This window comes from Bacillus sp. 05T22 (assembly GCF_056396765.1).
In genome coordinates this window covers 1-22,530 of the sequence record NZ_JBFTMC010000002.1, presented here as the reverse complement: position 1 = coordinate 22,530, position 22,530 = coordinate 1, and the positions used below count along the sequence as shown (strand labels likewise).

General features: G+C 37.4%; 18 protein-coding genes and 2 pseudogenes. 6 read left to right on the top strand and 14 right to left on the bottom strand.

What is annotated here, in order from left to right:
* Positions 1 to 29: 29 nt before the first annotated feature.
* The 7 genes from hpf to AC1DIT_RS00815 all read right to left on the bottom strand — a co-directional run bounded on the left by hpf (position 30) and on the right by AC1DIT_RS00815 (position 6,844).
* Positions 30 to 572 carry a ribosome hibernation-promoting factor, HPF/YfiA family gene (gene hpf / locus AC1DIT_RS00845; RefSeq protein ID WP_016112539.1) on the bottom strand — a complete coding sequence of 181 codons (543 nt, stop codon included), beginning with the start codon at positions 570 to 572 and terminating at the stop codon, positions 30 to 32.
* Positions 573 to 1,234: 662 nt separating this feature from the next.
* Positions 1,235 to 1,432 carry a cold shock protein CspC gene (gene cspC / locus AC1DIT_RS00840; RefSeq protein ID WP_001162040.1) on the bottom strand — a complete coding sequence of 66 codons (198 nt, stop codon included), beginning with the start codon at positions 1,430 to 1,432 and terminating at the stop codon, positions 1,235 to 1,237.
* A gap of 126 nt (positions 1,433 to 1,558) precedes the next feature.
* Positions 1,559 to 2,263: a ComF family protein gene (locus AC1DIT_RS00835; protein WP_016132404.1), complete on the bottom strand. Its 705-nt coding sequence runs from the start codon at positions 2,261 to 2,263 to the stop codon at positions 1,559 to 1,561.
* Positions 2,263 to 3,609: an ATP-dependent helicase ComFA gene (locus AC1DIT_RS00830; RefSeq protein WP_016112541.1), complete on the bottom strand. Its 1,347-nt coding sequence runs from the start codon at positions 3,607 to 3,609 to the stop codon at positions 2,263 to 2,265. The genes AC1DIT_RS00835 and AC1DIT_RS00830 overlap by 1 nt, the downstream gene beginning before the upstream one ends.
* Positions 3,610 to 3,736: 127 nt before the next feature.
* Entirely contained in the window at positions 3,737 to 5,026 is a 1,290-nt protein-coding gene (locus AC1DIT_RS00825; RefSeq protein WP_033670900.1) for a C40 family peptidase, read from the bottom strand.
* A 278-nt stretch (positions 5,027 to 5,304) separates the two neighbouring features.
* A complete protein-coding gene (locus AC1DIT_RS00820; protein WP_016112543.1) occupies positions 5,305 to 5,619 on the bottom strand; it encodes a winged helix-turn-helix transcriptional regulator in 315 nt (104 codons plus the stop codon).
* Between the two features lie 382 nt (positions 5,620 to 6,001).
* Positions 6,002 to 6,844, bottom strand: coding sequence for a DegV family protein (locus AC1DIT_RS00815; RefSeq protein ID WP_476998006.1), 843 nt, complete (start codon positions 6,842 to 6,844; stop codon positions 6,002 to 6,004).
* 239 nt (positions 6,845 to 7,083) lie between these two features.
* Here AC1DIT_RS00815 and AC1DIT_RS00810 point away from each other — a divergent pair, with 239 nt between their 5' ends.
* Together AC1DIT_RS00810 and AC1DIT_RS00805 are read left to right on the top strand one after the other, a co-directional pair.
* Entirely contained in the window at positions 7,084 to 7,725 is a 642-nt protein-coding gene (locus AC1DIT_RS00810) for a YigZ family protein (RefSeq protein ID WP_016112545.1), read from the top strand.
* 27 nt (positions 7,726 to 7,752) lie between these two features.
* Positions 7,753 to 8,853, top strand: a complete 1,101-nt coding sequence (locus tag AC1DIT_RS00805; RefSeq protein WP_016112546.1) for an LCP family protein — start codon at positions 7,753 to 7,755, stop codon at positions 8,851 to 8,853.
* Positions 8,854 to 8,922: 69 nt separating this feature from the next.
* Here AC1DIT_RS00805 and wecB read toward each other — a convergent pair whose 3' ends face one another.
* Positions 8,923 to 10,041: a non-hydrolyzing UDP-N-acetylglucosamine 2-epimerase gene (wecB, locus tag AC1DIT_RS00800; protein ID WP_016132406.1), complete on the bottom strand. Its 1,119-nt coding sequence runs from the start codon at positions 10,039 to 10,041 to the stop codon at positions 8,923 to 8,925.
* Positions 10,042 to 10,500: 459 nt separating this feature from the next.
* A pseudogene (locus AC1DIT_RS00795) lies at positions 10,501 to 11,391 on the bottom strand (nucleotide sugar dehydrogenase).
* A 643-nt stretch (positions 11,392 to 12,034) separates the two neighbouring features.
* Between AC1DIT_RS00795 and AC1DIT_RS00790 the strand changes: the two are divergent.
* From AC1DIT_RS00790 to AC1DIT_RS00780, 3 genes and pseudogenes are all read left to right on the top strand, one after another.
* A complete protein-coding gene (locus tag AC1DIT_RS00790; protein WP_016112550.1) occupies positions 12,035 to 13,105 on the top strand; it encodes a glycosyltransferase family 4 protein in 1,071 nt (356 codons plus the stop codon).
* Positions 13,106 to 13,305: 200 nt separating this feature from the next.
* A complete protein-coding gene (locus AC1DIT_RS00785) occupies positions 13,306 to 14,040 on the top strand; it encodes a polysaccharide deacetylase family protein (protein WP_375337731.1) in 735 nt (244 codons plus the stop codon).
* Between the two features lie 102 nt (positions 14,041 to 14,142).
* Positions 14,143 to 16,903 (top strand): annotated as a pseudogene (locus AC1DIT_RS00780) (sigma-54-dependent transcriptional regulator).
* Between the two features lie 43 nt (positions 16,904 to 16,946).
* Here AC1DIT_RS00780 and AC1DIT_RS00775 read toward each other — a convergent pair.
* The gene (locus tag AC1DIT_RS00775; RefSeq protein WP_016132408.1) at positions 16,947 to 17,372 is read right to left on the bottom strand and encodes a CHRD domain-containing protein; all 426 of its coding nucleotides are present in this window, start codon (positions 17,370 to 17,372) and stop codon (positions 16,947 to 16,949) included.
* Positions 17,373 to 17,595: 223 nt separating this feature from the next.
* Here AC1DIT_RS00775 and AC1DIT_RS00770 point away from each other — a divergent pair, with 223 nt between their 5' ends.
* On the top strand, positions 17,596 to 18,756 hold the full coding sequence (locus AC1DIT_RS00770; protein WP_016112555.1) for a chromate transporter: 1,161 nt from the start codon (positions 17,596 to 17,598) through the stop codon (positions 18,754 to 18,756).
* A gap of 317 nt (positions 18,757 to 19,073) precedes the next feature.
* Here AC1DIT_RS00770 and celF read toward each other — a convergent pair whose 3' ends face one another.
* From celF to AC1DIT_RS00750, 4 genes are all read right to left on the bottom strand, one after another.
* Positions 19,074 to 20,399, bottom strand: a complete 1,326-nt coding sequence (gene celF, locus AC1DIT_RS00765) for a 6-phospho-beta-glucosidase (protein ID WP_476998005.1) — start codon at positions 20,397 to 20,399, stop codon at positions 19,074 to 19,076.
* A 3-nt stretch (positions 20,400 to 20,402) separates the two neighbouring features.
* A complete protein-coding gene (locus AC1DIT_RS00760) occupies positions 20,403 to 20,726 on the bottom strand; it encodes a PTS lactose/cellobiose transporter subunit IIA (RefSeq protein WP_016112557.1) in 324 nt (107 codons plus the stop codon).
* A gap of 181 nt (positions 20,727 to 20,907) precedes the next feature.
* Entirely contained in the window at positions 20,908 to 22,215 is a 1,308-nt protein-coding gene (gene celB, locus AC1DIT_RS00755) for a PTS cellobiose transporter subunit IIC (protein ID WP_016132409.1), read from the bottom strand.
* 16 nt (positions 22,216 to 22,231) lie between these two features.
* Complete coding sequence (locus AC1DIT_RS00750) at positions 22,232 to 22,528, bottom strand: PTS sugar transporter subunit IIB (RefSeq protein WP_476998004.1); 297 nt, start codon at positions 22,526 to 22,528, stop codon at positions 22,232 to 22,234.
* Positions 22,529 to 22,530: the final 2 nt, after the last annotated feature.

The window sequence follows — 22,530 nt, the reverse complement described above, 5'->3', positions numbered from 1 at the left end:
CAGCCTTTTACAGCTGCGTTCTTTACTTATTATTTTGTTTCAATTAATCCATATTTTCCATCTTTGCGGCCATAGACAACATTAGTTTCATTTGTATCCGCATTTGTGAAGACGAAGAAGTTATGACCTAACATAGCCATTTGTAAGATGGCTTCTTCAACATCCATTGGTTTTAAATCAAATCGTTTTGTACGTACAAGCTCTAATTCATCCTCTTTCACTTCTTCCAACGTTACCGCTGGCTCTGTAAGGATAAATGCAGTTTTCGGAGAGCCTTTTTCACGTAATTTACGATTTACTTTTGTTTTATGTTTACGAATTTGTCGCTCAACTTTATCAACCACTAAATCAATTGCAGCGTACATATCGCTATGAGTTTCTTCTGCACGAAGTAATAAATCTGTAAATGGAATTGTTACCTCGATACGTTGCTTGTCAGAGTATACTTTTAAATTAACTTTAATCTCTGGAAATGTATCAAAATAACGCTCTAATTTGCTAAGTTTTTTCTCTACATATTCCTTTAATGCTGGAGTTACTTCAATATTTTCACCACGAATGTTGAATTTCATAGATGAATTCCTCCTTTCAAGCCTATGTATACAATTTCGACAACGGCTTAAGAACTCCTGCTAACTTTTTTGAAAAAGTTAGGGAAATTGAAATTTTTTATCGTTTTTTGTTGAAAAGAAAAGATGCATCGTTTCTATTTACATTTTACCCTATTAACATCGTAAATAACGAATATAAGTATGGACAATTCGTTACAGAAAAGAAACAACTTTTTGACAACATTTTTATCATTTGAATGGAAAGACCGACCGAAAACACAACCATCTCTTTTAGGCGGGAGGGAGCATCCGCCCATGGCTAGTAGCGGGCAGGGCCTTTTTTAGCCCCGTGCCATGTAAGAACACAAGGAGACAATGAGCGGAAGTCCCTGTTTGTCTTTCATAACCGTAATTTATGTGCCGTGAAATCAAATTAAAGTTATAAATTGAAAGAACCATATACAACCATTTCTTTTTGGTGAGAACGAGCGTCCGTCTTTGCATAAGAGCGGACAGGACTTTTCCCCCCATGCCACGCAAAAAAAAACAGAAGGGGACAATAGGTGAAAGTCTCCTTCTGTTCTTCATAGCCGCAATTTATATTTTGGAAGATTAAATTGAATATATATAAACCGTTGCCACAACCCCAGCTCTATGTTTCTCACAAAACTCTTCGTTCGAAATTATAATTTCACAACATTCGCTGCTTGTGGTCCACGCGCACCATCTACAATGTCAAATTCTACTTTTTGTCCCTCTTCTAACGACTTATACCCATCCTGTTGAATTGCAGAAAAATGAACAAAAACATCATCACCGTCTTCACGCTCGATAAACCCAAATCCTTTTTCTGCATTAAACCATTTTACTCGTCCTTGCATGTTCGTTCCATTCCCTTCACTCTAAAAATAAGGGCATTTACCCCATAATTTGACTATAACGAATGACAACATATCAAGTCAAAGAAGTCTTGTCGCCTTTTTATTGTATCTTTCGACATACATATATTATCCGCGGCAAAGAGTAAGACTAGAAATTTTTTGAGCACCTGCATCATACAGGCACTTTGCAACTTGCCTAACCGTAATTCCTGTCGTATACACATCATCAATGAGTAAAAGATGCTGTCCAATAAACATTTCTTCTTTGTGAAAATAAAAGGGATTCGCTACTGAAAGCCTCTCTATACGTTTCTTTTTACTTTGCTTTTCCGTGTCTTGTCTACTTAAAGATGTTTGTAGAAAACTAAGTGGTAAACAAGATGCTAACAATTCCGCTTGATTAAAACCACGCTCGTATTCTCGCTCTTTACTAAGCGGAATCGGAATCATCCCATGACAATCTGAAAAATACTTACGAAATGTAGCTAAAAAGTGCGCATGAAAAATACGAACAAGCTCAGCATCCCCACGAAATTTAAACCGAGCTAATATTTCCTTCATCCAATCATTATAGACGTACACAGATCGATTTTTTATAGGTAGAAACTTTCTCTCTTCCTGCCATCTTACGCAATCCTTGCAAAGGTTACCTTCTCTATACTCCTCTGACAGAGACTCAAATGGCCTGCCGCAGTCATCACAAATTTCTCCTATAATATAGGAAAGTTTTCGTTCACATCGCTCACATATACACCGCCTGTCAGACTGAATAAAAAAAGAATACCAGCTAACGCTTTCTGAAATAAAATCATGACAAAGTAGACAATGCATTAATGTATCAATCCTTCTTGCTTTGCCTTTTTATTCATAAATTGAATATGTTTTTTTGCGCGTATCATTGCTTCTGTTTTTCCATAATGAAAATAAAGAATATCACCATCTGGCCTGCGATGACTTCTGCCGGCCCTGCCAGCAATTTGTACAAGTGCACTTTCCGAAAAAATGACTTCTTCCGTCCCTAACACAGCTACTTGCAAATTCTCTACCGTCACGCCGCGTTCCAAAATCGTCGTCGTTACTAATAATGGGATATTTCCTTTTCGGAACGAAGCTACCTTTTCTTTTCGCTTTGGATCCTCCGCATGAACACCTTCAATGCGATCATCTATTTTTTTTAATAATACACTTACTTCATCAATATAACGTACGTGAGGAACAAATAGAAAAATAGGAGATTGTTTAAGGAGATGATACTGTAGCCATTTTAAAACAACATGCGGGATTTCTTTTCGTTTTAGCGCCTTTTTCCAATTACCGCACCACCTGAACCTTGGGACTGGCAAAGGCTGACGATGATAACGCCCCGGAATGATTACACCTTTTTGTTCACCACTCCATAGCTTACGTTTCCATGTTTCTGCTGGGGTTGCAGTTAAATAAATTTGCGCAGCTCGCTCTTTACTCGCTTGCTCTACTGCATGATGAAGCATTTTGTCCATCGCATATGGAAAAGCATCAATTTCATCCACAATCATAACATCAAATGCCCTATAATAACGAAGCAACTGGTGCGTTGTAGAAACGATGAGCCTCGCTTCCTTTTCACGGTCCAAGCTACCACCATATAACGCAGCAATCGGTACATCTGGAAAAACAGTTTGTAAACGGGGTGCGAGCTCTAACACCACATCAGTCCGCGGCGTTGCAATACAAACCCGTTCGCCTTTTCGTAAAGCTTCGTCTATACCATAAAAAAGCATCTCTGTCTTACCAGCTCCGCATACTGCCCATATAAAGAAGGATTCTTTTCGGCGTACTGCTTCTGTTACTCCGCTAGCTGCTCTCTCCTGCCCAGGTGATAAATGGCCCTCCCACCGTAAAGGATTCGGCAAACTTTCCCATACTACATCTCGTATATCTCGAACGAGCACTGTACATTCCCCCACACGCCCCATCGTGATGCACTTTCGGCAATACATGCACATTTGATTACACCTTTTACATAAAAACGAAGCAAATAACCGTTGTTCTGCATTTCCGCAGCGCTGACATACATAGCGTGAAGATTTTTTGATTACCCCTTTTGCTAAAGAAATATCTCTTCGCTTTTCTAAAAACTCCAGTTCATCCTTTAATAACGAAAGCTCTTCTAACAGCATTTGTCTTCCTGCTAGCATAGTAAAGCACCCCCAGCTTTACTATAATCCCTTCTCTTTATCTCGTAAAAACGCAAAAAAGCCGATAACCTACTTTTAAAATAGTAAGCTATCGACTTTATACACATGTTTTATTTAGTTAAAAATCTTATAATCTACCGTAACCTAAGAAATGAGCTGTGTTATAACTGCTATTTACACTACCGTACGTAACACCAGTTGATTCATCAGCAGCGTGAATCATTTGGCCTCCACCAATGTAAATACCAACGTGTGATACGCCTGCTCTGTAAGTACCTTGCAAGAAGATAAGGTCACCTGGTTGCGCTTCAGATGCGCTAATTTTTTGTACAGATCCCCATAAACTTCTTGTATCTTGTTGTCCTAAACCATATACATAAGAAACTAATCCACTGCAGTCAAAACCGCCATTTGACGGTGAAGAACTACCCCAAACATATTTCATACCAACTAAGCTTTTTGCTTTTCCAATTACACCCGTATCTGGAACTGGTTTTGGAGCCGGTACTGGTTTAACATCTTCTTTTTTACCTTGTCCACCACTATTTGCTGGTGCTGGTTGTTGTGCCGGTGCAGCTTGTTGTGCCGGTGCAGCTTGTTGTGCCGGTGCTGGTTGCTGAGCTTGCTCTGCTTGTTTCTTCGCAGCGGCTTCTTGTGCTGCTTTTTCTTGTGCTTCTTTTTCTGCTAATTGTTGTAAGTATAACGCTTGTTTTTCAAGCTCTTTTAATTGACCTTCTGTGCTTGTCATGCTGTTTACAACTGTATCCATTTTACCGCTTAAATCGGTCACTGCTTCTTGTTTTTTCGCTTTTTCAGCATCAAGTTCTTTCTTTGCAGTTTCGATTTTCACTTGCGCTTCTTTTAATTCTTTTTGTTTTTCTTTTACCGTTTCAACATCTTTTTTCACAGTTGCTTGATCTTGTTGTTGTGTTGTCATGATATCTTCATCAGATTCAAGAATTTTCGAAACAGAAGTTAAACGATCTACTAAATCTGCAATGTTTTTAGAGTTTACAACAACTTCTGTTACAACGTTTGTATTTGGTTGTTCTTGAAGCGCTACTAAACGCTTTCTTAATAACTCTTCACGTTTTGCAATTTTCGTTTGTAAATCTGCAATGTTTTGATTTTTCTTCTCGATTAATGCTTGTGTTTCTTCAACTTTTTTCGTTGTTTCATCAAGTTTTGCTGCATTTTCTTGAACAGACGTATCTAAATCTTGAACCGTTTTATTTAAGTCGTTCATTTGTTTTTGAAGCTCGTCACGTTCTTGTTGTTGTTTATGTAAAGTGTCATTTTGTGTGTTAATTTGTGTTTTTACGTCCTCAATCTTTTCCGCAAATACATTTGGTGTTACTACTGAAAACATCATAAATCCTGCAGCCAATGCGCAAGATGCCATTTTTAGCTTTTTCATTTTGTTTTTACACCGCTTTCTTTTTTTCTTTTCCGTATGTAATAATCTATTAAAATTTATACCATATTTCGGGAGATATTTTATCATTGTTACGATTTTGTAAAATAAATGTAATATTATACTTGTAATTTCCTGACATTTTTCTTCTAATCCTGTATTTTCTTGTAGAATCTTAAGAAAATCGCGCTGTTTTTTTGTACAATTGTCATACATTCGTTATAAAAAAAACACAAGGAACACTCCTTGTGCTTTTTTCTCCCTATTCATCGAACAATCTATTATTTCACCCATTTTTCAGCCCAATTTTGGACTTCATTCATAACACTTTCTAATGCTTTTCCTTTGTCTGTTAATCCGTATTCGATTCTAACAGGTACTTCTGGGTACACATTACGAACGACTACACCTTCGCTCTCTAATTCTTTTAAACGCTCTGACAACATACGATCACTCATATTTGGAATAATATCCGCAATTTCTCTAAATCGCTTCGGCTCTTCTAACAAAGATTTAATAATTAAACCCGTCCACTTTTTACTAAGAAGTGTAAAAGCCGACTCAAACTTTGGACATAAACAAGAATTATGCTCCATATGTTTCACCTCTCCTTTATTATAAAATAGTTTCTTATAAAAAGTAAGTAATAAAACTTTCCTTATTTTTTATAAATGCATTTTGATTTTCCAACATATAAATTGCGACTATGAAGAACACAAGGAGACTCCCACTTATTTTCTCCTTCTTTTTTCACATGGAATAGGGCTAAAAAAGGCACTGTCCCTAAAAGCCCGATTGGCGAGGGCTAATAATCAGTGGGGGATGGAGCCCCCCACTGATTAAAGTTTCACTTTATGTCGGTCTTTCAATCCGTATTTATATAAATTAAATTTTATCACTTCAAAATATTAACTTGTCAAATAGGCATACGGATATCCGTAAAAAACTCTCTACAAAAAGAGAGCTTTTACATTTTTATTATTTTGTATACCACCCTAGACCTAGTGATCCCTCTCCTAAGTGCGTTCCAATTACAGCGCCAAAATAACTGATGCGGATTGTAACATGAGGGTACTTTTCCTCTAATTCTTGCTGCCACTCTTTCGCTTCTTCTTCACGATTTGCATGAATGATAACAGCCTCCATCGGCATACCTTTACTCGCATGYTCATCGAAAATTTCAACGATACGYTTTAGTGCCTTTTTGCGTGTGCGAATYTTTTCAAACGGRATAATRAYTTTATCTCTAAAATATAAAACTGGCTTTACTTGCAATAGGCTACCGATAAATGCTTGCGCGCTATTTAAACGGCCACCGCGTTGCAAATGATGAAGATCATCAACAACAAAATAAGCATCTATCGTTTGCTTCATTTCATCAAACCTAGCTAAAATCTCTTCTGGCACCTTTCCTTCGCTTACCATTCTCGCACCTTCACGCACATAAAACCCTTGTACCTCACAGCTRATTTCAGAATCATACGTATATACGTTTATCCCTTCGACCATTTGCCCAGCTGTCATTGCTGTTTGATATGTACCGCTAATTCCGCTTGAAAGATGGATACAAATCACCGCATCGTATTCTTTTGCTAGTTCTTCAAATAGCTCCACAAATTTTCCAATTGCTGGTTGAGAAGTTTTTGGAAGTTCTTCATGTTCACGTACTTTTACATAAAAATCATCCGCTGTAATTTCTGCTTCTTCTTGATAAGAATTCGTTCCAAAAATCACATTTAATGGAATCATATATATATTGAGTTCTTCACGAATATGCTTCGGTATATATGCTGTACTATCAGTAACAATAGCTGTTCTCATTTTCGTACCTGCCTTATAAAAAAGTTTTTATTTCCTAATTTTACACGAAAATAGGAAAAGGTGCATTAATGTATGAAAAATGCCGGGATAAGATTATAATAAACACTTGGACAATTTACAACAAAAATATTAAATTTATAATAGAACTTGCTATTTTCCTACAAAAAATGTTTGAATCTGAAAACTCCCCCTTTTACAATAAAAGTACTAGTAATCTTGAAAGGTAGGGGCGTATATCATTGTTATTACAATATTTAACAATCAAAGGCTACGGTGAGCACGAAATTGTCATTCAAAAGTCACGGTTTATTTGCTATATAAGTCGAGCGAAAACAGAAGAAGAAGCACAAGAATTTATTCAAAAGATAAAAAAGCAGCATTGGAACGCAACACACAACTGCTCAGCCTATTTAATTGGGGAGCAAGATCAAATTCAAAAGGCAAATGATGACGGTGAACCAAGCGGTACAGCTGGTGTACCTATGCTAGAAGTATTAAAAAAACGCGGATTGAAAGATACCGTTGTTGTTGTCACACGATATTTTGGCGGCATTAAACTTGGTGCCGGTGGTTTAATTCGTGCATATGGAAAATGTACAAGTGAAGGAATTAACTATGTAGGTGTTGTCGAACGAAAATTAATGCGAGTTATGAAGACAGAAATTGACTATACACTACTTGGAAAAATTGAAAATGAATTACGCCACTCAAAATATGTTATTAAGGAGATTCATTACCTAGAAAATGTGACATTTGACACTTATGTGGCAGAAGATCAAAAACAAACTTTCACAGAGTGGATGATTGAACTAACAAATGGGAAATGTACAATACAAGAAGATGACATGCTGTATTTAGAACAAGACATTGTGCAACAATAACATATATATATTAAAAGGAGTTTATGTATGGAAGAGCGTTATGATCATCTCCAGAAAAGAAGAGTGAAAAAAAAGCGCAGACGTAGATTGTTTATCTACCTCATTTTTATGTCCTTAATTGGTAGTGTAGGGCTTTACATGTTTAACTCTTACTCTTCACTCATGGAGATGTATAGTGGCTTTACTCGTGATAAATCAAAATTACGTGCGAAAGATGTAGAAATTACAAAAGAACCTTTCAGCGTCCTTATTATGGGAATTGAAGATTATGCAACGGATGGACAAAATGGACGAACAGATTCTCTTATGTTCGCAACAATTAACCCAAAAACAAAAAATGTTTCACTCATGAGTATCCCGCGTGACTCACGTGTTACGATTGCTGGAAAAAATAAAAAAGATAAAATTAACGCGGCGCATGCTTACGGCGGAGAAAAAATGGCATTAGACACAGTCGAGAATTTTTTAGAGGTGCCTGTTGACCACTACGTTAAAATTGATTTCAAAGGCTTTAAAGGGATTGTCGATGCCGTTGGTGGCATTACAGTCGATGTGCCGTTTAATTTCGAGGAACGATCTGATATAGATTACTACAAACTGATTCAATTTAAACAAGGACAGCAAGAATTAAATGGCGAAGAAGCACTCGCTTATGTCCGTATGCGAAAGCAAGATCCAAATGGAGATTATGGCCGAGCTGCAAGACAACGACAAGTACTTGCCGCGGTTGTCCATAAACTAAATTCCGCTTCTACAGTCTTTAAAATTAAAGACTTAGCAGAGGTTGTTGGGAAATACGTAAAAACTGATATACCTGTATCCGATGGACTTGCCTTATATAATAAGTTATCTGGATTCGATCCTTCTACCATACAAACGATTAAATTAGAAGGTGAAGATAAAAAACTAAATGGTATCTATTACTTTATTCCAAATGAAATGAGCGTTCAAAATGTTCGTAATGAAATTTTGAAAAACTTAGGACAAGATAAAACAGACACGCATTCTACAACCAATACAAGTTCTAATTCTGATACGAATTCAACAAATTCATCTACTAAGAAAAAAGAACAGGAACCTCCGTCTACGAACGCTAACGCGGAATGGTTAATGCGAAATCATCAGTAGAGATTACTACTTAAAAGAAAAGAGCCGCTTCTTATATCAACAGATATGAGGAGCGGCTCTTTTTTCTACTTATTTTTTATTAAAATATTGTAAAATTGCTTCTACAATACGCTCTGAAGCAAGGCCATCACCATAAGGATTAGATGCTTGCGCCATTTTGTCATGTGCTTCTTTATTAGATAATAATTCGTCTGCAAGTGTAAAGATTGTTTCTTCGTCTGTACCTGCTAATTTTAATGTACCAGCTTCAATACCTTCCGGACGTTCTGTCGTATCACGTAGAACAAGAACCGGTACGCCAAGAGAAGGTGCTTCCTCCTGCACACCACCAGAATCTGTTAACATTAAGTATGAACGTGCTGCAACATTATGGAAATCAATTACATCTAGTGGCTCAATTAAGTGAATACGATTATGATCTCCTAAAATATCGTTAGCTGTTTTACGAACAACAGGATTCATATGAACTGGATACACAACTTGTACATCTTCGTACTTTTCAACAAGGCGTTTAATTGCACGGAACATGTTGCGCATTGGTTCACCTAAATTTTCACGACGATGTGCTGTCATAAGTACAAGTCGGTCATTTCCAAGCTTCTCTAGTACTGGATGACTATATTCTTCTTTTACTGTTGTTTTTAGTGCATCAATCGCTGTATTTCCTGTTACGAAAATACGTGCTTCATTTTTATTTTCTTGTTGCAAATTCGTTGCTGATTTTGCAGTAGGAGAGAAATGAAGATCTGCCATTACACCTGTTAATTGACGGTTCATTTCTTCCGGGTATGGAGAATATTTATCCCATGTACGAAGTCCAGCTTCAACATGGCCAATCGGAATTTGATTATAGAAAGCAGCAAGGCTCGCAATAAAAGTAGTTGTTGTATCACCATGTACAAGAACGATATGCGGCTTTGCTTCCTTCATTACTTTATCTAAGCCCTCTAAACCACGTGTTGTAATATCAATTAATGTTTGACGATCTTTCATGATATTCAAATCAAAATCCGGCGTAATACCAAAGATATTCAATACTTGATCTAACATTTGGCGATGCTGTGCTGTCACTGCTACAATTGATTCAATTTGCTCAGGATGTTTTTGCAACTCTAACACAAGAGGTGCCATTTTAATCGCTTCTGGACGTGTTCCAAAAATCGTCATTACTTTTAAACGTTCAGTCATTTCAWTGCCTCTTTTCTTTCACTAGTTACGATATATGAAAAACTAACATAAAACCTCCCCTTTTGAGTGGGAAGAGCGTCTGGCTATGCATAGTAGCGGTCAGACCCTCTTTTAGCCCCATGCCATATGAAAACAAACGGAGAAAACGAGTGAAAATCTCCTTTTGTTTTCATAGCCGCAACTTATATGCCAGCTAATCAACATAGATTTATATAAATACAAATTGAAAAACTAACATAAAATCTTCTCTTTTAGGTAGAAGAGAACGTCCGGCTATGCATAGTAGCGGTCAGACCCTTTAGCCCCCATGCCATGTGAAAACAAACGGAGAAAACGAGTGGAGATCGCCTTTTGTTTTCATAACCGCAACTTATATGCCAGCTAATCAACATGGATTTATATAGTATTGTTACACTCACCATTATATATTGAGAAAACAAAAGGACAAAAAAAGCGTTTTTAATAGACGGTAGAAACTTTCCTATTACGAATGCTCTTTCTGCCAACGGAATAGTAATCCATTCTATGTTTCTCAACATCTTTCCCAGTATAACAATTTCTCCCATCAAATAAAATAGGTTCACCCATAAGTTGCACATACCTTTCTAATGGATACGTTCGTATGCATTCCCAATCGGTTACAATAAACGCTACGTCCACTTTCTCACATATATTAGAAATTTCATTTATGAAGCTAATTTTCGTAGCCAAAAAAGCATTTGAAGCATATTTAATCATCTCCGCACTGCGGATATCTGTAACAAACGTTTCAATTAACAGCTTACTGTATAGCCTCTCTACCTTCTGCGCGATTTCTTCTGTCTCCGCTCCTATGACGATGCGATCACCATGAAAAAAGTCATGTATACCAGAACCTTCATGTAAAAATTCCCGATTTGATACCATATGTATCATATGGTACATATGCCGCCCTTGTAGCTTCTCCTGAATCCATTCTTTCATTTGATTGTTCGTACCTACAGGAACCGTACTTTTTGTAACCACAATTATATCTGAATTGGCACACATACCAATTTCATAACAACTATTACGAATATATGTTAAATCTGCCGTTCCATCCGGTAAAGATGGTGTTCCTACTGCTACAAATATGAAATCTGAATGTTTAAATGCCTCTGTTTGACTTGATGTAAATGCTAATCATTTTTCTTGGACTGCTGCATCTACTAATTGCCTCAGACCAGGTTCATAAATTAGCATTTCCCCTTGCTTCATTCTCGCTATTTTCCCTTGATTTATATCAAAACAAGTAACCGAATGACCTAATGTGGTTAATCCTACTCCAGTAATTAATCTTACATATCCAGTACCTATCACCGTAATTTTCATTAGATGTTCCGCCCAGAATACCTAAGATTATAGTTTAGATATTCTAGGCTTCCCCCTTTCATACTAAAACTGAATATATGTCGATGTCTTTAAGGCACCCTTTTTCCCATACTAAGACATGAAGTTGTTGCTTTTAAGTATATAAAAATGAGATAGCATGCAAGCCCTCACTCCCTATTATATGAGACGCCTGCTCTTTCTTTTTTTAAGATTTTGTAAAATAACATCGTTTATTTGGATGTATTTCTTTACAAACTGTTCTATTATCGGCACATTTGAAGTTTCCATATTTTAACGCGGAACGTACGTATTTTAACGTGCAACACTTATAGTAAAGAGAATCGGTCACATCCTACCATCCCTACTAGGGACAGACTTATATGTAAATGTCATAAATCTGTACCACAATTTAAAAACTATGCAATACAAGTTAATGATAAGATATATTATAACCTTCTTGTGCGACATCGTATTTATTATAAACTTGTCATATATTTTATCTATTTCCAATTACAGTGAATAGAAAAAAAGATTGAATTCTAATCTTTTTGTGATACCATATGTTATGAGCCTGCAAACAATCATCATAATTTTCAGATAACTTTTTCAAAAATTACGTTAAAATATAAAAGGTGGGGTATTAATGGACTCACAAGTGATTTATGCTGTTTTGGCATCTTTCATTACCGTATTAGTTGTTACTCCTTTCGTTATCAAATTAGCATTTAAGATCGGAGCAACTGATAAGCCAAACGCACGTAAAGTACACCAAAAAATTATGCCTCGTCTAGGTGGACTGGCAATTTTCATTGGTGTAGCCGTTGGGTTCTTTGTTAGTGGATTATATGAACAAAGAATGATGTCGATTACTATAGGTGCTATTATCATTATCATCATCGGTATTTTAGATGATATGTACGAATTATCAGCGAAGGTAAAATTCGGTGGACAACTATTAGTTGCCGTACTTATTGTAAAAAGTGGATTATTAGTACAGGTGCTATATATTCCAATCTTAGGAGATACTGAACTTGGTATCCTTGCATATCCAATTACAGTATTTTGGATTGTAGGTATTACAAATGCCATTAACTTAATTGATGGATTAGATGGATTATCCGCTGGGATTTCATCTATCGTCCTTGCAACATTAGCATATATGGCCTTTACTAGCCCTATGGGTACTGGTGCTGTTATTATTCTGCCACTAGCACTCATTGCACTTGCAAGTACACTTGGATTTTTATTCTATAACTTCCATCCAGCAAAAATTTTCATGGGAGACACAGGTGCATTATTTTTAGGATATTGTATTTCTGTTATATCGTTACTGGGATTATACAAAAGTGTAACGTTATTCAGTTTCCTTGTTCCTATTATCATTTTAGGTGTACCTATCTTCGATACAACATTTGCGATTATCAGACGAATTGTGAATAAAAAACCAATTTCTGCACCAGATAAATCGCATTTACATCATCGTCTATTGGCAATGGGCTTTTCTCATCGTACGACGGTACTTATCATTTACGCATTTGGTATTTTCTTTAGCGTAAATGCAATTATTTTCACTAGCGCAACATTGTGGTTATCCATTATCCTTCTGTTCGCTTTAATCTTCTTTACTGAAATCGTAGCAGAAGTAATTGGTCTTGTGCACGAACGTTACAAACCAATTATTTCCTTCTATAAAAAAGTAAAAAAACGCGAATAATAACTGTAGTATAGCCTTTATTAGTGTAAAATATTCAAATAGCACTCTTTCTTCTTAAAGAAAGGGTGCTATTTTTTATTTCCAAAATATAGTTTGTTTGAGAGTTCTTCTATTGGAGAAAGATATATATGTAAAGAGGATAATGAGACTACAATCTTAACTCCTTCTCCATGACTGTTAGACTGAGGGTGAGTATTTTGATGAAGCAAATGCTTCAATGTATTATTATATTTTTAAGTATTACTACATGTCCGGTATCTTATACTGAAGCAGCCGCTAACTCCCCACTTACACATCAATCTACGATTCAGAACGCGGCTCTTCCGCCCAAAATTGCATACTTAACATTTGATGATGGGCCAAACAAATACACATCACAAATTTTAAACATCTTAAAGCAAAAGCAGGGAAAGGCAACCTTCTTTGTAATTGGTGGCAAGGCTTCACATTATCCACAAACAATGAAACGTTTCATACAAGAAGGTCATTATATCGGTCTTCATAGCATGTCTCATGACGTAAAGCGTTTATATACTGGTGATCCATCCGTTTTAATTACCGAAATGGAGCAGGCCCGCTCTATTGTGCGCCATATAGCAAATTTAGATACACACCTTGTTCGCGTTCCGTATGGTAGTATGCCTTATTTAAAAAAGAATTATCGTGATGCACTTGTTTCCGCTCAGTACAAAATGTGGGATTGGACAATCGATACATATGACTGGAAAAGTTATCATAATCCTTCTGCTATATTAGAGCGTGTTATGAACCAAAGCGACGAACAAGTTGAAGTTATTTTAATGCATGATTCTAGCGTTACAGTGAAAATTCTTCCAAAGGTAATTGACTACCTTAAGGCGAAAGGATACACACTTCTTCCCTATAATCCTTCCTCTCATTCAGAAGTGAATTTCTGGAAGGACGCAAGATTGTAACAGCTTTAGTATAGACTAGAGCTGTTTATTCTTTTTCTCTTCCCACACTTCCCATTTTTGTGTAAAATTTTAAATAGTGACAAAGTTTCGAGGTGAAGAAAAATGAAACGAATGGACCTCATTTATAATGCAATACAAAAAGGGAATTACTCAGAAGGTGTAACAGCATCTGAACTCGCTACACTTCTACAGCTAGACCGTGCAAATGTAAGCAGCGATTTAAATAAACTTGTGAAAGATGGTCGTTTATCCAAAACGGGAACACGCCCTGTCCGTTTCTATTTAGGAGCCAACTCCCACGTGGAAACGCATTCACAAAATAACACTTCACTCGATGCCTTTGCAAGAAAAAACACAAGCCTCAAAATTGCGATTGAAAAAGCAAAGGCTGCTGTACTCTATCCTCCAAATGGTATGCATACATTACTACTTGGAGAAACGGGTGTCGGGAAATCTATGTTTGCCTCTTTAATGCACGAGTATGCAATTGAAGTAAATCAGCTCCCAAAAGATGCACCGTTTATCGTTTTTAACTGTGCGGATTACGCAAATAATCCACAGCTCCTGCTTGGACAACTTTTCGGGATAAAAAAGGGGGCTTACACTGGTGCAAGTGACCAAAAAGGGTTAATCGAAAAAGCCCACGAAGGAATTCTCTTCCTGGATGAGGTGCACCGCCTCCCGCCAGTAGGTCAAGAAATGTTATTCACATTTATTGACCGCGGTGTGTATCGCCGCCTTGGGGAAACAGAGAACGAGCGCCGAGCACAAGTATTAATTATTACTGCAACAACAGAAGAACCAAACTCTTTTTTACTCAAAACCTTTACGAGACGGATTCCGATGACCGTAACGCTTCCACCACTTCGTGAGCGAACGCATCAGGAACGCTTCGCTCTCTTGCAGCTCTTTTTTACAAATGAAGCAATTCGTCTGCGAAAAAACATTCATGTCAGTCCGAACGCATCAGGAACGCTTCGCTCTCTTGCAGCTCTTTTTTACAAATGAAGCAATTCGTCTGCGAAAAAACATTCATGTCAGTCCGAACGCAATGCGTGCTTTCGTCTTTTATCAATGTCCAAACAATATCGGACAATTAAAAACCGATGTACAAATTGCCTGTGCGAAAGCCTATTCTGATTTCGTAACAAAGAAAAGAGAGCATGTCCGCGTTTCAAGTGCTGACTTGCCATGGTACATGAAGGAAGGCTTGTTTATTGAAAGAAAAAGCCGTCATCTGTATCAAGTGCCAAACGAAACATTTGTATTTACGAGTGACGAAGGATGGAGCAAACATAAAACAGAAGATTCACGTTCTTCCATTTATGATTACATTGATCATAAATATGAAGAATTACAAGCACGCGATATTGAAGAAGAAGAATTAGAATTACTAATAGACAACGATCTCCAAAGCTTTTTCGTTCAGTATTTTAATCAAATGTCACAAAAGACAAGTCATGAAAATGTCTTTAAAATTGTCGATCGCAATATTGTTTCTGTATGCGAAAAAATCGCTGAACTAGCCGAAAAACATTTAGCTAAGACATTTGATGAAAAAGTCTTTCTTGCTTTAAATTTACATGTACAGACAACTTTACAACGACTGCAGGGTGGGAAACAAATTCATCACCCGCAGCTGAATCAAATTCGCACGAAATATAAAGAAGCTTTCTCAGTTGCCATGCAATGTATTCAACTATTAGAAGAAGAATTACAAGTAACGATGCCCATTGATGAAGCTGGATTCTTAACGATGTTTTTCGTTGTTGATCCCATTCCTGCTTCCCAAACAGAAGTAAAAGTATTAATTTTAGCCCACGGCAATGGTATCGCAACAGAAATGGCAAATGTCGCGAATGAACTCCTCGGTATTGATGAAGTAACAGGAATTGATATGCCGCTTCATGAATCACCGAAAGATTTCTTRGAACGWGTRAAAGTGTAYATGAAAACACTCGGGCATATAAACGGACTGCTTTTACTCGTCGATATGGGTTCACTTGCCTATATCGGGGATATACTAGAGACAGAATTTCATATCCCTGTACGCGTTCTCTCTATGACAAGTACGCCGCACGCATTAGAAGCAGCAAGAAAAGCTCAGCTCGGGTACTCATTAGATGCGTTATATGAAACCGTGAAAAACTTAACACCGTTTTACCTTAATGTACAAGAAGAAAAGAAAAAGCCACTTGCTCCCATGAAATCAGTCATTTTAACAGCTTGTTTAACAGGAGAAGGAAGCGCACTGGCCATTCAAAAAATGCTTGAAAACTATTTACGATTCGATAAAGATTTAATAGAAATTATTCCAATTAGTATCGTTCATGAAAAAGATTTAACAAAAATGATCGAAAACATTAAGAAAGAACGCAATATGATTTGTATTGTGACAAACTTTGATGTACAAGTACCATGTTTAACTTATCATTTCCAAGACATTGTAAACTATAAAGCCATTCAGCCAATTCAAGAATTAATTACGTATGAAGAAACATATGCAAAAATGGCTGATATTCTCGGGCAACAAATGCAGCGCGATGATGGGGCACTGATGATTAAAACAATACGGTACGCGCTCAACACAATTCAAGAGCTCATCTCCTTACAGTTAAACTCTGATAGTTTAATGGGAGTTATTTTGCATATGAGCTGTATGATTGACCGGCTTCAAAAGGGAGAAAAGCTCCTCCCTTATCCTGACAAAGAAGCGCGTAGACAAGATGAATATTGGATGTATATGAAAGTAAAAAAAGCCCTGCAACCAATTGAAAATACGTTTGATGTGCAGATTCCAGATGATGAAGTGTTTTATGTAATGGACTTCTTCATAAGAAACCAACCAGAAAAAAAAGAGTAACGTAAACATGCCCGTGAATTTCAAAATTCATGGGCATGTTTATTTACCGGCTCATGGACCTGCTATATTCTTTTACCTTCCCACGAATTTCTCCCCTTGCATGTGCTTTTGTATGAACATTTACATATGCATTCGCTTCATCAATTGCCTGCACAAGATTTTCAAACGTCTTCCCTTGCAAAGGTCCTTCTAAATCTTCAGTGAACACCACACCCGTTATCGTTCCTTCATTTACGCTAATTCCATGCTTCACAGGTCCATATAAAAACACAACTACTGGCCCGGTCTGATTTCCTTTCCCTAAATGAATTTGACAAGATGTTACCTTCTCAATATTTTTCAATATGACCCTATAATGTAGTTTCGTAAAATCACTATTAAAAATAAGCTCCGCGACCCCATAAGCTTTCGTTTTTACAGGAGGTAGTTCATTATCACCTTTCAGCTTAGCAACAAAATGTTTTGTCATACTAGCAACATTCTCCTTATATAAATTTCAAACTCATGCTGATATCTCTTTAACTAATTTATTGCTGGGACACGATCAATTATGACTCTTTCAGAAATGCTTTTTCATGATGGCTATTCTACTCAAGAAATATTTACAAAAAAATTACATAACAATCATTCCTCACACCACACTGCTTCCTGTATAATGCACGTAAATTTGAAATTTCTTCAGGAGGTTCTTTTTGAAAACATTAATAGAAATATTTCTCGTATCACTCAAGTTAGGCCTTACTTCTTTCGGAGGACCCGTGGCTCACCTTGGGTACTTTCATCATGAATATGTACAAAAACGAAAATGGATGGATGAGCGGAGCTATGGGGATTTAGTGGCACTCTGTCAATTCCTACCCGGTCCTGCAAGCAGCCAAGTTGGAATTGGCACCGGTTTATCACGAGGCGGGCTCCTTGGGGCTGTAGTCGCTTGGATTGGCTTTACACTCCCGTCAGTTCTCTTTCTTGTTTTTTCCGCTTCACTACTCCAGCAATTTCATGTGGTGGAAGCTGGCTGGATTCATGGATTAAAACTTGTAGCAGTAGCGATTGTCGCACATGCAATATGGGGAATGGCACAGAAATTAACACCGGACCGTAACCGAGCAACAATTGCAATTATTACTGCTGCAATTGCGTTATTATTTCCAAGCGCTTGGACACAAGTTACGCTTATTCTACTTGCTGGTCTTCTCGGTTGGCTCTTATATCGTAAGCATGAAATTCCATCTGCTAGCAAAACACATATTCCTGTTTCACGTATAACAGCTGCCCTTTGTCTCTTACTATTCTTTAGTTTATTATTCTTGTTACCACTATTACGACCATTTTCGCACTGGATTGCCATGTTTGATAGTTTCTATCGCTCTGGCTCACTCGTGTTTGGCGGAGGACATGTCGTTCTTCCCCTTCTTGAAAATGAGTTTGTATTAAATGGCATGATGACAAAAGAACAGTTTCTAGCAGGATACGGCTTAACCCAAGCGGTTCCAGGTCCTCTTTTTACATTTGCATCTTACATAGGAACGGTACTAGACGGGGCACTAGGAGCTACTATTGCGACAATCGCTATCTTTCTCCCGGCATTCTTACTTGTCATTGGTGTATTGCCATTTTGGGATCAAGTGAGACGCTTGTCTTATGTACAAGGGGCGCTCCTTGGCATTAATGCCGCCGTCGTCGGTATTTTACTAGCTGCTTTTTATGACCCTATTTGGACAAGCACAATCATGAGTAAAACTGATTTTGTTATTGCTTCTCTCCTATTTTGTCTATTAGCATTTTGGAAAGCACCACCATGGATCGTTGTTGTTCTTGGTGCTTTTAGTGGCTATATTCTTTCTATTATCTAAACATACAAAAAGACGGTCTTACTAAACCGTCTTTTTTACTATATAACTTCCCTTTGATTTTCAAGCATATAAGTCGCGGCTATGAAAACGAAAAGAGGTTTCCACTTAGCGTGAGGCACTGACCGCTTCTATCCATGAGCGGATTCCCTCTCCCTCCTAAAAGGAAAGTTTTTTATATTAAAATTTCACAAGCTCTATCCCTTCTGGTAAAACACTTTCCGTTAAAATCTGTAGTTCATCTGCATTTACAATTAATCGAATCATAGATTTTTCCCTCCTGTAAAATGAAAAAAAGCGGGCTGAGTCAGCGCCGCTTTTTACTTTTCTACTTTTTTGAAGAACTGCGGAAGATATTCTTTATGTGCTTCCAACATTTCATCTAAAATTTGTTTTGCTACTTTATCTGATGGTACAAGTGGATTAATTGTCATAGCAAGCAGCGCTTTATGATAATCCCCTGTAACAGCAGCTTCAATTGACGTGCGCTCAAATKATTTAATTTGCTGAACTAAACCGCGAACAGGAACCGGTAAATCACCTACTGCAATCGGCTTTGGACCATCCTTCGTAATGATACAGTTTACTTCAACAGCAGAATCATGTGGCAAGCTTGCAATTGCACCATTGTTTTTTGTATTAACAGGTTGGATATCACCTTTATTATTATAAATAGACGTAATTAAACTACATGCTGCATCACTGTAGTACGCTCCTCCGCGCTTTTCTAATTGCGGTGGCTTAATATCTAAATTCGGGTCTTTATATAACTCGAATAAGTCATCTTCTAATTGTTTCACCACTTCTGCACGTGTCCCTTTTTCAATAGAAGCTTGTTTTTCTTCTTCTAACATTTCACGTGTTTTATAGTAGTAGCGATGATATGGACATGGAATTGCACGAAGTCCGCGAATGAAATCTGGCTCCCAATCAAGTGCAGCGATGTTTTCCATCGTAATTTGCTTTTCTGGATCTGTTACAAGTTCTAGCACTCGGTCCATCACACTTACTCCATCTAAATACACATCTAATCCGTAGACCATGTGATTTAAACCTGCAAAGTCAACATGAACACGGCTCGCATCTACTTCAAGAATCTTTGCAAGTCCCATACGAATACCAATTGGAACGTTACATAATCCAACTACTTTTTTGATGCTTGTATAACGAAGTACAGCCTCTGTTACCATACCAGCTGGATTTGCAAAGTTAATCAGCCAAGCATTCGGACAAAGCTCTTCCATGTCTTTACAAATATCCAAAATAACAGGAATCGTTCTCAATGCTTTGAATAAACCACCAGGACCATTCGTTTCCTGACCAATCACATCATATTTTAATGGAATTGCTTCATCTTTCGCGCGCGCCTCTAATAAACCAACGCGAAGCTGCGTTGTTACAAAATCAGCATCTTTTAATGCCGCGCGGCGATCAAGTGTTAAGTGAATATCAATTGGTAAACCTGCTTTTTTCACCATACGTTTTGCTAAGTTACCAACGATTTCTAACTTCTCTTTTCCCGCTTCAATATCTACTAACCAAATTTCACGAACAGGAAGCTCATCATAACGCTTAATAAACCCTTCAATTAACTCCGGTGTATAACTAGAGCCACCACCGATTGTAGCAATTTTAATTCCGCTCATATCTTATTCCCCTTTCGCATCAAGCTTTTTATAAAGGTCGATAAATTCCGCTGCTAATTCTTTCACAGTCATTGAATTCATTAAATGATCTTGTGCATGAATTAAAAGAACACTAATCTCTGTTTTTTCTCCTCTTGCTTCTGATTGTATGAGTTCTGTTTGGAAATGATGTGCTTCATTAATCGCTTCTTTCGCTTTTACCATCGCTTCATCTGCTTCCCCTAATTTCCCCTGTTTTGCATATTGCAGTGCTTCCATCGCATAGCTTCTTGCGTTACCGCTGTGTAAAATTAATTGGAATGGGATTTGTTCTGCTGTAGTCATCATAAATACCGCCCTCTCTATATAGTTCAACCGATTAAAATACCCCTTCAGTTTGAACGTGTCTATGAAAATATTATTTTCTTAAATTGGTTTTGGTGTTCTTCTAGATGTGTGCCATCTTTCTGAACAAGATATAAAGTTATTGTTCTCACGAGCTCGTTTCACCCGTGAGAACAATCATGTATTACATAGGTACAGATTGATCGTTTCCTTGTGCTGTAGTTTTTTCAGTGCGAATGATAGAACGGTCACATAATACAACGAATGGATAGTAAATCACCATCGCGATTACAAAGTTGAATAACTGTAGAATTGCACCGGAAATGTGTCCGCCTGTTACAAGGTAACCACTAATGATTGGTGGTGTTGCCCATGGAATCATCACAACTGTTTTTGGCACCAATCCAAGAGATATAGCTGTATAAGAAGTAATTACTAATACGATTGGTGTCACAATAAACGGAACGAATAAAATTGGGTTTAAAATAATTGGTGTACCAAAAATTACTGGTTCGTTAATATTGAATGCACCTGGTCCAATTGATAGCCTTGATACGCCTCGCATTTGCGCGCTTTTCGCTACAATTAATACAACAACTAAGAATGCTAATGTTGCACCAGAACCTCCAAGATATACGAAAGTATCAAAGAACGGTTTTGTAATAATGTTTGGAACATCAAATGAAGATGCGCCATCTTGGAATAACTTGATATTTTTTTCTAATGCTGGTAAGTATAATGGCTCGATGATACCCCCAACAATGTTTGGACCATGTAAACCAAAGAACCAAAGAAGGTGAACAAGAAGTACAATGACAATCGCACTTGGTAATGTACCTGCTAAACCTTGTAATGGTAATTGAATTGTATTAAAGATAAATTCATGAACACTTGTGCCTGCTAATTTCACTGCTAATTGAATACCTGCAACTACTGTTAAAATAACAAACGCCGGAACTAATGCTGCAAATGATCTTAAAACTGCTGGTGGTACTCCGTCTGGCATTTTGAAAGTAATCTCTCTTTGTACAAAGAAACGGAATGCTTCAGTAACAAGAAGTGCCACGATGATTGCTACGAATAAGCCTTGTGCCCCCGTCCAAGCTAAGTTCAATCCGCCCTCTTTCGGTGTTGTTGGCGTAAGAATAATTAACGCACCAAATGAAATAATACCTGCTGACAATCCATCAACACCGTAAGATTTTGCTAAGTTATAACTTGTTGTAAACGCTATAATTAATGCTAAAATTGCGAAAGAACCAGTCCACATTCCTCCGCCAACGTCTTTCCAAACTTCTCCGAATGTACCTTTCATGAAATTTTGGAAGGCTTCAGATGGAAAACCATTAATCAGTGATGCCAGGGCACCAACTAAGATAAGTGGCATAACAGCAATAAATCCATCACGAATTGCAGCTAAATGACGTTGTGACCCGATTTTACCAGCGACTGGAACAACATATTTCTCCATAAATGCAATAAACTTTTGCATTTTCTTTCCCCCCTAATTATTTTTTTAGTGTTAATGCTTGATCTAAAACCGCCTCTCCATTCATCATGCCGTAATGCATTGGATTAATAACGTCGATTCCAACGTTTTTATCATCGGCAAGCGCTTTCATTGAAGACAGCATATAACGAACTTGTGGCCCTAGTAATAATACATCTGCTTCATCAATGTTATTTTTCACTGCATCCCCAGATACAGCCCAAATCTTTCCCTCTAACCCGCGAGCCTTTGCAGCTGCTTCCATTTTTGTAACTAGTAAACTTGTAGACATTCCTGCTGAACAACAAAGTAAAATAT